Raw genomic sequence first — 13,328 nt, 5'->3', positions numbered from 1 at the left:
AAGAATATTGAGAATTTGTTATTTTTTTCAGTGTTATTTTACTTTAAAACAAATATCGGGAATTTTTAAGGAAACATTCTTAAAACATCTCTAAAAACCTGTAGCAAAAAAGCAAACTTTAGAAGATAAATTAGCATCAGAAAATGTAGGCGATTATTTGAAAAATAGAATTTGTTCTGAATATCCTAAAACCAAAAACCAAGGCTAAAAAACCATTGGCTGGATTTAATTTCGGGAGAATAGGTATATTTTACCTCCAACGGACCTATAAAAGTATCTATACCATAACCAAGGGCATAGCCGGTAAAATCTGGCATGGTAAACCAATCTCCAGAAGAATATAATTTATTGCCCACATTGGCAATATTTGCACTTGCAATCACATGATTTTTTCTGAAAATTTCATAATCAAATTCCACGAGTCCTTTTATATAACTATCTCCCGAAAGACTAATAAAATCGTAGCCGTAAAATGGAACAAAATTATTGATTAGGTTATTTCCATATCCTCCCAAAAAGAAATCCAACGTATTTACACCGTCGTTTCCTATTTTAAATCCAGCTTCAGTTACAATTCGGGTAGAAAATCTATTGATGGGAGAAAAAGCATAGCCCAAAGTTCCTTTTGCGATAGAAAATTCAGAAAAATCATTATTAAAATCTGAAGAAAACAAGTAAAGATGAAAATTCCCATCAAAATAAACGCCGCGGGATGGAAAGTATTTGTTATCGTAAGAATCGTATTTTAAATATCCAAAAGCACTGTAATAATGGCTATTTTCAAAAAGGCGGGTATCGCTTATTTCAGGATTGGGATTATTTAAAGTTTCAGAAGCAATTTTTAAAAATTTATGTTCGGCTCCCAGTCCGAAGGAAAAAACCTGCTTAAATAAAGTTTCCGCATAAAATTGGTTGGTAAAATCGCGGTAATCTATATCTATCCTGTTTACCCCAATATCCTGCAATTCGGCATTTTCACTGGCAAAATCAAAAGAAACCGGATAATCAAAATTATTATATCGCGATTTAACACCAATACTCCAGTAAAAACCTTTGTCTATATAATAGTCAAAATTATACCTAAATTGATCTCCCACCACTACATCCAAAGAAGTTACATCGTTAGTAAACAACAAACTTTTATGGGTAAAATTAATAAGGGCACCAATTTGGTAAAGTTCGTCATAATGTACTCCCAATCTTAGCAAGCTCTTATTTTTACTTTCTTCTATTTGCAGGCTTAAAGTGTAAAGTTGGTCGTCGTTATTAGGAATTAACCTATAATTAATTCGGTTAAAATTCCCGGTAGCAGATAGGTTATTTATCCCTTCGTTGAGTTCTTTAAAGGTGAAATCTGTAAAGTAATTCAATCTTAATTTTCCCAGAATATAAGACCGCGGATAATTATTATTACCCTCTAACGTAAGCGTACTTATTTGCAAAGTATCCATCTCTGGAATTACAATATTGCGCGGACCCGTGCTTTGGCGTGCAGCCAGCTTTTCCAGATCATCTTTTCTTTTTAGCGAAGCCACCCTTCCCGAATCTATAATTGCCCCTCCTTTCTCAAAAGACAACACTGAAAATGGACTAATATCTGGTTTGATATAAATATCGGTTTTAGGAATTTTTTCCTTCATATCACTAATTGTCCGGAAATTGCTTATTTGAGCAAGAATATCAAAAACGTTGCGCAAATCGTCTTTATTTACCAGGCTATCCTGCACATCTACACCAATAATTACTTCAGCACCCCTTTTTCTAAGTTCTTCTACGGGATAATTATTGGCTACCCCTCCATCGGTAAGTAATCTTCCATTTAAACTTACAGGACTAAAAATAGAAGGGATTGCGCCACTGGCAGAAACCGCCTGCGCAAAAGAACCTTCGTCTAATATCACTTCTTCCCCGGTTTCCACATCGGCAGCAACACAAAAAAACGGAATAGGTAATTCTTCAAAATCATTTACATTTCCCAAATGCATGGTAAGCTGGGACATTAAATTATAGATATTTTGCCCTCTGGAAAGTCCTGCGGGAAAACCTATTTTAAAATCATCAAAAGGCAGGCTAATAGCATATTTTTCGGCATCTTCCTTTTCATAAAAAGATTTTGCGCTACGCGGAATATTATCCTGAATTAAAATATTAAAATTAGTCTCGTGAAAAATTGAATCTAACTCGTGTGCCGTATAACCTGAAGCATACAAACCGCCAATAATTGCGCCCATACTGCTGCCCCCAATATAATCTATTCTAATTCCGGCTTCTTCAATCACTTTTAGCGCACCAATGTGGGCAAGGCCTTTAGCACCACCACCACTTAAAACAAGTCCAACTTTTAAATCTTCCTGCTCCTGGGAAATTCCCGGAAGCATTACAAACAGAAAAAGTAAAAGCAGTAGTTTTTTCATTTGTAATTTATATTGCGCAAAATGCTGTTTTATTTTTTTTCTTGATAATGATTGAAAATTATTCCCGCTTTAGAAACTCCAACAACCTCGGCGAGTTCTTTTTCTGAAGCTTCTTTTATTCGTTTTACCGATCTAAATTGTTTTAATAATTCTACCACGGTTTTTTCTCCAATGCCGGTAATCTCTTCCAACTCTGTATTTAACGCAGTTTTACTCCTTTTGTTACGATGAAAAGTAATTCCAAACCTATGCGCCTCATTCCTAAGCTGCTGAATAATTTTTAAAGTTTCAGATTTTTTATCTAAATAAAGAGGAATGGTATCTCCCGGATAAAAAATCTCTTCCAGGCGTTTTGCAATTCCTATAATGGCTATTTTTCCTCGTAAATCCAAAGCTTCCAATGCTTTTACTCCTGAAGAAAGCTGGCCTTTTCCCCCATCTACAATTATAAGTTGCGGCAACTCTTCACCCTCATTAAGCAAACGTTTGTAACGCCTAAAAACCACCTCTTCCATAGAAGCGAAATCATCTGGCCCTTCCACGGTTTTGATATTAAATTTACGATAATCTTTTTTGCTGGGTTTGCCGTTTTTAAAAACCACACAAGCAGCTACGGGATTTGTTCCCTGAATATTAGAATTATCAAAACACTCTATATATCTTGGTTCTACATTTAACCGCAGATCTTCTTTCATTTGCGCCATTATACGCTTCACGTGCCGGTCTGGATCTACAATTTTCATTTGCTTAAAACGTTCCTGGCGGTAATATTTGGCATTTCTAAGCGATAAATCTACAATCTTCTTTTTATCGCCCAGTTTGGGAATAGTTACCTTCACTTCTTCCCCGGCATCAACCTTAAAAGGCACATAAATTTCTTTAGAGTTTGAGCTGAAGCGCTGCCGAATTTCGGTAATTGCTAATTCTAATAATTCTTCATCGGTTTCATCCAGCTTTTTCTTCATTTCTATGGTATGCGACCTGATAATTGCGCCGTGGGAAAGCTGGAGAAAATTTACATATCCATAGCCTTCATCTGAAACTATAGAAAACACATCTACATTGGTAATTTTCGGATTAACCACTGTAGATTTAGACTGGTAATTTTCCAGTACATCAATCTTATTTTTTATTCGTTGTGCATCTTCAAACTCCATTTTCTCAGCGTGCAACTTCATCTGCTCTCTAAATTGCTGTAAAGAATCTTTAAAATTTCCTTTTACAATTTGCCGAATCGCTTCAATATTACTGTTGTATTCTGCTTCAGGCTGTTTCGCTTCACAAGGGCCTTTGCAATTCCCTAAATGATATTCCAGGCAAACTTTGTATTTCCCATTCCTTATTTTTTCTTCTGAAAGATCATAATTACAGGTTCTAAGCTTGTAAAGCCCTTTGATTAGATCAAGCAGCGTATTAACCGTTTTAAAACTTGTAAAAGGCCCATAATATTCGCTACCGTCTTTTATTAATTTTCGGGTAGGAAAAACTCTTGGAAAACGCTCATTTTTGATGCAAATCCAGGGATAGGTTTTATCATCTTTAAGCATCACGTTAAACCGCGGCTGGTGCTTTTTTATAAGATTGTTCTCTAGAAGTAAAGCATCGGTTTCCGATTCTACAACAATGTGCTTTATCTCCTTTATCTTTTTTACCATCACGCCAATTCTATGACTGTCGTGGCGTTTGGTAAAATAGGAAGTCACCCTTTTTTTAAGGTTTTTTGCTTTCCCTACATATAAAATTTTCCCGTTTTTATCGTAATACTGGTACACCCCGGGACTATTGGGGAGGGTTTGTAATTGTACTTCTAAAGCTGGCGTTTCCATTTCCCCAAAGGTAGAATTTATTATGCGTAGCAGTAAAAATTGATAGCGCCAGTAAATGTTAAATTTATATTAATTTGAAGGTCAAAATTCCGTTCCTCAGCTTAGCTATGGGCTTGACGTTCATTAAATTTTATAATTTCTATAAAAAAATTAGATGGGTATTTTACTACCTTGCGGTATGGAGAAAACAGTAATTGGGCGTTTTGATAAAGCAGATTTCCCTGCACTGCATTTAAATGATATAGCTATTAAAATTGATACCGGTGCTTATACTTCATCTATTCACTGTGAAAATATTGTTGAAAAAGATGGAGTTTTAGAATGCACTTTTCTGGATGAAGAACATCCTTTGTACAACGGAAAAAAATTTACTTTTACAGATTATGATATCGTTTTTGTGCGCAGCAGTAACGGAATTATTCAAAAAAGATATCAGGTAATATCCACTATTAAAATTTTTAATAAGGTCTATAAAATTTCCCTTTCTTTGTCCTCCCGACAGGAAATGAGGTTTCCGGTGCTAATTGGCCGAAAATTCCTTACCAAAAAATTTATCGTGGACACCGAATTAACTGACGTTTCTTACAATTTTAAACAAAAATGAAAATAAAAATTCTTTCGCGTAATAGCCATTTATATTCTACAAAACGTCTTGTAGAAGCTGCTACAAAACGCAAGCACGAAGTAGAAGTTATAGATCCTCTAAAGTGTGACATTGTTATTGAGAAGCGTAAACCTAATATTTACTACAAAGGTGGCTATATAGAAGGTGTAGATGCAGTAATTCCAAGAATTGGAGCTTCGGTAACATTTTATGGCACCGCGGTGGTAAGACAGTTTGAGATGATGGGTGCGTTCACCACAACAGAATCTGAATCTTTAGTAAGAAGCCGTGATAAATTAAGAAGTTTACAGGTACTTTCTCGTGCAAAAATTGGACTGCCTAAAACGGTTTTTACAAATTATTCCCGGGATGTTTCGGGAGTTATTAAACAAGTTGGCGGAACACCTTTAGTTATAAAACTATTAGAAGGAACCCAGGGCGTTGGTGTTGTTTTAGCTGAAACTAATAACGCCGCAGAATCTGTAATTGAAGCTTTTAACGGTTTACAGGCCAGGGTAATTGTACAGGAGTTTATTGAAGAAGCTAAAGGTGGAGACATCAGGGCTTTTGTGGTAGATGGGCACGTAGTTGGCGCCATGAAAAGACAGGGAAAAGAAGGAGAATTTAGATCTAATCTTCACCGCGGCGGCAGCGCAGAGGTTGTTGAACTTACCGACGAAGAAGAAATTGCAGCGGTAAAAGCCACTAAAGCAATGGGGCTTGGGGTTGCCGGGGTAGATATGCTACAAAGCGCCCGCGGGCCACTAATTCTTGAGGTAAATTCTTCTCCGGGCTTAGAAGGTATTGAAAAAGCTACCGGTAAAGATATCGCGAAATCCATAATAAGATATATAGAACGGAACGTTTAGCCTATGGCAAAAATAACCAGTGACAATGTTCTGGAAATCCTTGGTGAAAAAGTAAAACCGGGAAAGAGCGCCACTATTAATTTTAATATGGCCAAACTTTACACCACTACCTCGGTGGAGGTACCGGTGATTATTGAACGTTCTAAAAAGCCCGGCCCAGTTGTGTTAATAACTGCAGGAATTCACGGCGATGAAATTAACGGGGTAGAAATTGTTCGGCAACTTATCTCCAAAGGAATCAATAGGCCGCAAAAAGGAACCGTTATTTGTATTCCCGTGGTTAATATTTTTGGATTTCTAAATTTACGCCGGGAATTTCCCGATGGCCGTGATCTCAACAGGATGTTTCCGGGAACCAAACACGGTTCGCTAGCCAGCCGGTTTGCATTTCAGTTTGTAAAGAAAATATTACCACTTGCAAATTTCTGTTTAGACTTTCATACCGGTGGCGCCAGCAGGTTTAATGCACCTCAAATAAGGGTGAAGCGAGGCGATGAACAAAGTCTTAAATACGCTAGAATTTTTAGCGCTCCCTTTACCATACATTCAAAAACCATTACAAAATCTTATCGTGAAACCTGTGCTAAGAAAGGAATTCCGGTGTTACTTTTTGAAGGCGGAAAATCTCAGGACAGTAATAAAGATATCGCCAAACACGGGGTAGAAGGCGCCATGCGAATTTTGAGTTTTTTAGAAATGCTAAATCCAAAATTTGAATATCCAGATGCGATCACCGAAACAGTAGTGATTGAAAATACCAACTGGATGCGCGCTAAATACAGCGGTTTGCTTCACATAAAAATTCCTTGTGGCAAACACGTAGAAAAAGGGGAATACATTGGTACTATTACCGATCCTTATGGGAAATTTAGGCATAAAATTAAGGCGGTAAATACCGGCTATGTAATTAATATTAACGAATCTCCCATTGTTTACCAGGGAGATGCTATTTTTCATATTTCAGCACCACCAAAAGATGAATAAAGCCGAATTACGAAAAAAATACAAAGCCTTACGTTTAGAGCTTTCCGAAGCAAAAATAGAAGAGCTTAGCCTTGAAATTGCCAATCAATTACTCCAATTACCCGTTTGGGAAAAAGAATTTTATCACCTTTTTCTAAGCATTGCGGAACAGAAAGAGATCGATACCGAAAATATCTTGCATATTCTCCAGGGAAAAGACAAGAACGTGGTGCTGTCTAAAACCAATATCAAGAAACATAAACTGGAACATTTTTTACTTACCGATAGCAGCGTTATAAAAAAGAACCGCTGGAATATTCCAGAGCCCGAGGGTGGTATTCCAATCGCTCCAGCCCAAATAGATGTGGTTTTTGTACCGCTTCTCGCATTTGACGAAAACGGCCACCGTATAGGCTACGGCAAAGGTTTTTACGATAACTTTTTAAGTGAATGTAAGCCTGATGTAATTAAGGTAGGGCTTTCATTCTTCGAAGCAGAGCCGGCATTTAAAGAAGTTTTTAGCAGCGATATTCCACTGGATTATTGCATTACGCCCAATAAAATATATAGCTTTAAAAATTAGGGAATTAGGAAGTATTCTGTTATTTTTAACAAAACTTTCGCCCCTTTAATGCTAAACGACCTTCAATTAAACAGCATTCTTGAAGATTTTGATATCGCCTACTGGAAGATCAATCTTCTAAATAAAGAGGTGAGCTGGTCCGAACATTTTGATACACTTGTGGGGAATCCCATTTTTTCTGAATCTCATTTTGAATATTTTTTAAAGGAAATTCTGCACCAGGATTATCGCTACGATTTCAGGCTTTATTTTGATAAACTTACCGAAGAAAATGAAGCTTTTAGCATAGAGCTTAAACTGAAACTTAATAATGGTAAATATCGCTGGTTCGAATGCCGAAACTTAAAGAATAAAGAAAATAATAAGGAAACCGCAGTACTTCTTTTTGTAAATATTCATCAAAATAAACGCGACCAATATACTATTGAAGAAAACTTTTTTTATTATCGCGAAACCGCGCAAATGACCAATACCGGGGGTTGGTATATAGACACCCAGAACAAGAATATTTATTGGGATAATGTGACAAAAAAGATAATTGGATGCCCCCTGGATTATCAACCACCCTACGATGAACATTTAAGATTTTATGCGCCCGAGGAACATCAGGAAGTAACTTCAGCATTTGATAAATGTGAGAAATATGGAATTCCATTTAAAGTGGAATTAAAAATGCGGAATCTCTACAACAAAGACTTCTGGGTTCGCGCCACCGGAAAACCCGTTTATAACGAAGACCAGGATATTATAGGAATTCGGGGTGTTTTTCAGGATATAAACAACCAGAAAATAAACGAATTGAATTTACAGAATTCTCTAGACCTTGTTGCCACCCAAAATTCCCGCTTATTCAATTTCGCACATATTGTCTCCCACCATCTACGCTCCCATAGCAGTAACCTGTGTCTAATTGTTGAATTACTAAAAGACGCCAAAACCGATAAAGATAAAATTGAATTAATTCCTAATGTAGCCGATATTTCTGAAAATCTGGATTTAGCTATAAATGAGTTAAATGAAATTGTAAATAAACAAACGGTTTTAGGAAAAGAACGCCGAATTGTTTCTTTCGAAAAAGCCCTAAGTGGGGTAATGGCTTCAACTTCTTCATTAATTAATCGGGAAAATGCAAAAATCGTAGCTGAATTTCACGCCCTAAAAGAAATTAGCTATATACCTGAATATCTTGAAAGTATTTTACTAAATTTAATTACAAATGCCATTAAATATAAACATCCGGGTAGAAAACCGGTAATTTATATTCAAACCTATTTGAAGAATGAAACTCCTTTTTTGGAGGTTAGTGATAATGGTTTGGGCATTGACCTGGATCAATATGGTGACAAGATGTTTGGGATGTATAAAACCTTTCATGAGAACCTGGATTCCCGTGGTATTGGCCTTTTTATTACAAAAAATCAAGTGGAAACACTTGGGGGTACAATCTCGGTAACCAGCACTGTAGATGTAGGCACTACATTTAAAATTAAATTTTAAAAAATTAAACTAATTCTCATGGGGCAAAAAGTAGAATTGGCGTGTATTATTGACGATGATAAGATATACGTTAACCTGGTTAAGAAGATTATTGAAATTAAAAAACTTTCTAACAATCTTCTCATTTTTAAAAACGGTATGGAAGCTTTAGATCATTTTAAGTTGATTCTTGAAAACGCTACCGAAGATAGACTTCCCGATATTATTTTCCTGGATATCAATATGCCTGTTATGGATGGCTGGGAGTTTCTAAATGAATTTATTAAAATTAAGAATAACTTTGAAAAGAAGATCACACTTTACGTGGTAAGTTCTTCAATAGATCCGCGAGATTTGGAACGCGCAAAATCTATTAATTTGGTGACCGATTATCTAATTAAGCCAATAGAATTAAAGAAATTCGAAAAGATTTTTGATAGAAACGGAAGTGCAGCCGCTTAGTTAGTTGCTTGCTTTAGCCTCTTCTTCCTCTTTTGGAAAAGCTCTTTTATTAAAAAGCAGCAGTAAAATTACACCTGCGCTAATTGCGGTATCGGCAATATTGAATACCGGCTCGAAGAAAGTGAAATAATTTCCGCCCCAGAAGGGAATCCATTCGGGTAAATTGCCCTGCCATAGTGGGAAGTAAAGCATATCTACCACCTTACCGTGAAATAAGGTGCCGTAGCCGCCTTGTGCCGGCATAAATTCGGCAACCTGGCCATAGCTGTCATTAAAGATAATCCCGTAAAAAACAGAGTCTATAATATTACCAAAAGCACCTGCGAAGATTAAGGCTATTGCGGTAATTAAAATTCGGGAACCATTTTTTCTAACCGAATCCCATAACCAGTAACCAATACCAACAATGGCCACCAATCTAAAAAGCGTAAGGAAAAGTTTTCCGTACTCGCCCGGGATCTTGGTTCCCCAGGCCATACCTTCGTTCTCTACAAATAAAATCCTGAACCAATCAAAAACCGGAACTTCCTCGCCAAGCGAAAAATTTGTTTTGATATAAAATTTTGAAATTTGGTCTATTAAAAGTACCAAAACGATTATAACACTCGCTTTTTTTAAGGACATGAACTCTGTGGAATTTAAGAACGCCGCTAAAATACTATATTATTTAGTTTTTACACGGCTAAAAATCAGCTTATCGCAAGCAAATTTATTAATTATTCAAATAAAAACGCCCCAAGGCATAAGCAAAGGGACGTAGTATACATAAAATCCAGAAATTTATTATTTCTGCATATTTTTAGCTTCAATACTTAATGTTGCGTGCGGCACCAGTTTTAAACGCTCTTTTGCAATTAATTTCCCGGTTACACGGCATATTCCGTAGGTTTTATTCTCAATACGGTTTAATGCATTTTTGAGGTCACGAATAAACTTTTCCTGTCTAATAGCCAATTGAGAGTTCGCTTCCTTACTCATCGTTTCACTACCTTCCTCAAAAGCCTTAAATGTAGGAGAGGTATCATCGGTACCGTTGTTTCCATCATTTTTATAAGCATTCTGATAAATCTCCAATTGCTCCTGCGCCTTCGCGATTTTGCCTTTAATCAGGGCCTTAAACTCAGCTAATTCGGCATCGCTATACCGTTCTTTTACTTCAGTTGCCATAATTCTAATGTTTTTTAATAAACATTTTAGTGGTAATATCATCAAAAGCCACCTCGGCTCCTTCAGTTACCACCTCCGCAAATTCGAGACTTGCAGTTAATGTTTCATTCTTGATATAGGTTATATTTTGGTTAACGGCATCCTCGACAATACCGTCCTTTTGTAGGGTCACATCAATAGTATCGGTAACTTCAAAGCCAGAATCTTTTCTCATATTCTGTATTCTGTTTACCAATTCCCTGGCAATTCCTTCCTTTTTTAATTCTTCTGAGATACTAACGTCTAAAGCTACGGTAATATTACCGCTACTTGCCACTAACCAGCCTTCAATATCCTGGGAAGTAATTTCTACCTCTTCAGTAGCTAATTTAATCATTTCTCCGTTAAGATTTATCGCAATATTGCCCTCTCGCTCTATCTTTGATATGTCTTCAGAAGTTAATTTATTTATCTCATTGACTACCAGCTTCATATCCTTTCCAAATCTTGGGCCAAGAACCTTAAAATTTGGTTTTATTTGCTTAACCAGTAATCCTGAAGCATCATCTATAAGCTGAAGTTCTTTTACATTTACTTCAGACTTTATCAAGTCTTCAACCGCCTGAATTTCTTCACGCTGCTGTTCGTCAAGCACCGGAATCATTACTCTTTGCAGCGGTTGTCTTACTTTTATCATTTCCTTCTTTCTAAGCGATAAAACCAATGAAGAAATGGTTTGAGCCTTCTCCATTTTTCGCTCTAAAGATTTATCAACAAACTTATCATCATACTTTGAAAATTCAGCTAAATGTACAGATTCAAAGTTTTCTTTTTGTGTACTCTTGTTTAAGTCTTTGTAAAGTCTATCCATAAAGAACGGCGCCACCGGCGCGCCCAGTTTGGCCACTTCCACTAAACAGGTATAAAGGGTTTGATAGGCCGAAATTTTATCTTGCTGATAATCGCCTTTCCAGAATCTTCTTCGACTTAAACGCACAAACCAGTTACTAAGGTTTTCCTGAACGAATTCTGAAATTGCACGGGTTGCCCTGGTAGGTTCATAATCGGCATAGAATTTATCTACTTTCTCAATTAAAGTATGTAATTCAGAAAGAATCCAACGATCTATCTCGGGTCTTTCAGCTAAAGGAACGTCCTCTTCTTTATAGGTGAAATTATCAATATTCGCATATAAAGTAAAGAAAGAATACGTGTTGTAAAGTGTACCGAAAAATTTACGGCGCACCTCAGCTATTCCCTCAATATCAAATTTTAAATTATCCCACGGATTGGCGTTAGAGATCATATACCAACGCGTGGCATCTGGGCCGTAAGCCGCAAGTGTCTCAAAAGGATCTACCGCGTTCCCAAGGCGTTTGGACATTTTCTGTCCGTTTTTATCTAAAACAAGTCCGTTAGAAACTACGTTTTTATAAGCCACATCATCAAAGATCATCGTAGCTATTGCGTGCAGGGTGTAAAACCAGCCCCTGGTTTGGTCAACGCCTTCGGCTATGAAATCGGCCTGCCGTTCACCTTTTTCTACTTTTTCTTTATTTTCAAATGGATAATGCCATTGTGCGTAAGGCATAGAACCAGAATCGAACCAAACATCTATAAGATCGGCTTCGCGCTTCATTGGTTTACCAGAATCTGAAACCAACGTGATTTCATCTACCACGTTCTTGTGAAGATCTACCAGATCGTAGTTTTCTTCACTCATATTTCCGGGTTCAAAACCTTCAAAAATATCTTTATCCATAAAGCCTGCTTTAACCGACTTCGCCATTTCTTCTTTCAATTCTGCAATAGAACCAATGAGCTTTTCCTCTTTCCCTTCTTCGGTTCTCCAAATTGGCAACGGAATTCCCCAATAACGACTTCTGGATAAGTTCCAGTCGTTCGCGTTGGCCAGCCAATTTCCAAAACGGCCTTCTCCTGTAGATTTTGGCTTCCAGTTAATGCCTTTATTCAATTCGTGCATGCGCTCCTTGAATTCGGTTACTTTTATGAACCAGGAATCCAGCGGATAGTATAAAATAGGTTTATCGGTTCTCCAGCAATTTGGATAGCTGTGAACATATTTTTCTACTTTAAAAGCACGATTTTCTTCTTTTAGTTTTATAGCAATTTCAACGTCTACAGATTTCTCTGGCGCCTGCCCTTCGTCATAATATTCGTTCTTCACATACTTCCCGGCAAATTCGCCCATTTCCGGCCTAAACTTTCCCTGAAGATCTACCAACGGAACAAGGTTTCCATTTTCATCTTTCACCAATAATGGTGGAACCTGCGGCGTGGCCTGTTTCGCTACCAGCGCATCGTCTGCACCAAAAGTTGGCGAAGTATGCACAATCCCGGTACCGTCTTCCGTAGTCACAAAATCTCCGGCAATTACACGAAAAGCATTTTCAGGATTTTCTGCAGGTAATGCATAAGGCAGCAACTGTTCGAATTTAATCCCTACAAGATCTTTTCCTGTAAAAGTTTCTCCGATTAAAAACGGAATCTTTTTATCGCCTTCAGTATAAGCTTGAAGTTCTTCTTCAGTTTGAACTTCTGTAAATTTTTTATCGAATTGAGCTTTAGCCAATGCCTTTGCAACCAAAATAGTGATTGGCTCAAAAGTGTACTGATTATAAGTTTTTACTGATACATATTCAATTTTTGGCCCTACGGTTAACGCAGTGTTAGAAGGTAAAGTCCACGGGGTCGTGGTCCAGGCGATTAAAAATGCCCCTTCCAGGTCCCTTTCAACCGAAGCTGCTGAAGCATCAGTGATTTTAAACATGGCCGTAACCGTGGTATCGGTAACATCCTGGTAAGTTCCGGGTTGGTTAAGTTCGTGAGAACTAAGTCCAGTCCCTGCCTTTGGCGAATACGGCTGAATGGTGTACCCCTTATAAATAAGGTCTTTTTTATAAATTTCGGAAAGCAGCCACCAAACTGTTTCCATATATTTTGATTTATAGGTAACGTATGGAT

Annotated in this window: 11 protein-coding genes; 6 read left to right on the top strand and 5 right to left on the bottom strand. The window is 37.2% G+C overall.

From position 1 onward, the window contains the following. Positions 1–185 precede the first annotated feature (185 nt). On the bottom strand, positions 186–2,414 hold the full coding sequence (locus AACZ30_RS01130; protein ID WP_339647007.1) for a patatin-like phospholipase family protein: 2,229 nt from the start codon (positions 2,412–2,414) through the stop codon (positions 186–188). A 29-nt stretch (positions 2,415–2,443) separates the two neighbouring features. Continuing rightward, positions 2,444–4,240 carry an excinuclease ABC subunit UvrC gene (uvrC, locus tag AACZ30_RS01125; protein WP_339647004.1) on the bottom strand — a complete coding sequence of 599 codons (1,797 nt, stop codon included), beginning with the start codon at positions 4,238–4,240 and terminating at the stop codon, positions 2,444–2,446. A 178-nt stretch (positions 4,241–4,418) separates the two neighbouring features. Here uvrC and AACZ30_RS01120 point away from each other — a divergent pair, with 178 nt between their 5' ends. From AACZ30_RS01120 to AACZ30_RS01095, 6 genes are read left to right on the top strand one after another with little or no spacing between them, the layout of a single operon-like run. Next, positions 4,419–4,844, top strand: a complete 426-nt coding sequence (locus AACZ30_RS01120; protein ID WP_075325211.1) for a RimK/LysX family protein — start codon at positions 4,419–4,421, stop codon at positions 4,842–4,844. Then, a complete protein-coding gene (gene rimK, locus AACZ30_RS01115; RefSeq protein ID WP_075325212.1) occupies positions 4,841–5,713 on the top strand; it encodes a 30S ribosomal protein S6--L-glutamate ligase in 873 nt (290 codons plus the stop codon). The genes AACZ30_RS01120 and rimK overlap by 4 nt, the downstream gene beginning before the upstream one ends. A gap of 3 nt (positions 5,714–5,716) precedes the next feature. Next, positions 5,717–6,697, top strand: coding sequence for a succinylglutamate desuccinylase/aspartoacylase family protein (locus AACZ30_RS01110; RefSeq protein ID WP_339646993.1), 981 nt, complete (start codon positions 5,717–5,719; stop codon positions 6,695–6,697). Then, positions 6,690–7,259, top strand: coding sequence for a 5-formyltetrahydrofolate cyclo-ligase (locus AACZ30_RS01105; RefSeq protein WP_339646990.1), 570 nt, complete (start codon positions 6,690–6,692; stop codon positions 7,257–7,259). The genes AACZ30_RS01110 and AACZ30_RS01105 overlap by 8 nt, the downstream gene beginning before the upstream one ends. Positions 7,260–7,307: 48 nt before the next feature. After that, positions 7,308–8,756, top strand: coding sequence for a PAS domain-containing protein (locus AACZ30_RS01100; protein ID WP_339646987.1), 1,449 nt, complete (start codon positions 7,308–7,310; stop codon positions 8,754–8,756). An 18-nt stretch (positions 8,757–8,774) separates the two neighbouring features. Then, positions 8,775–9,197, top strand: coding sequence for a response regulator (locus AACZ30_RS01095; RefSeq protein WP_208223331.1), 423 nt, complete (start codon positions 8,775–8,777; stop codon positions 9,195–9,197). Here AACZ30_RS01095 and AACZ30_RS01090 read toward each other — a convergent pair whose 3' ends face one another. The 3 genes from AACZ30_RS01090 to ileS form a co-directional block, all read right to left on the bottom strand. After that, positions 9,198–9,821 (bottom strand): lipoprotein signal peptidase, encoded by a 624-nt coding sequence (locus AACZ30_RS01090; RefSeq protein ID WP_339646984.1) that lies wholly within the window; start codon positions 9,819–9,821, stop codon positions 9,198–9,200. Between the two features lie 159 nt (positions 9,822–9,980). Next, positions 9,981–10,364 carry a TraR/DksA C4-type zinc finger protein gene (locus AACZ30_RS01085; RefSeq protein ID WP_057482722.1) on the bottom strand — a complete coding sequence of 128 codons (384 nt, stop codon included), beginning with the start codon at positions 10,362–10,364 and terminating at the stop codon, positions 9,981–9,983. A 4-nt stretch (positions 10,365–10,368) separates the two neighbouring features. Next, a partial coding sequence (ileS, locus tag AACZ30_RS01080) for an isoleucine--tRNA ligase (protein ID WP_339646975.1) occupies positions 10,369–13,328 on the bottom strand: 2,960 nt, incomplete at its 5' end.

This window comes from uncultured Salegentibacter sp. (genome assembly GCF_963972535.1).
GTDB lineage: Bacteria > Bacteroidota > Bacteroidia > Flavobacteriales > Flavobacteriaceae > Salegentibacter.
This window is presented reverse-complemented; position numbering and strand designations above follow the sequence as displayed.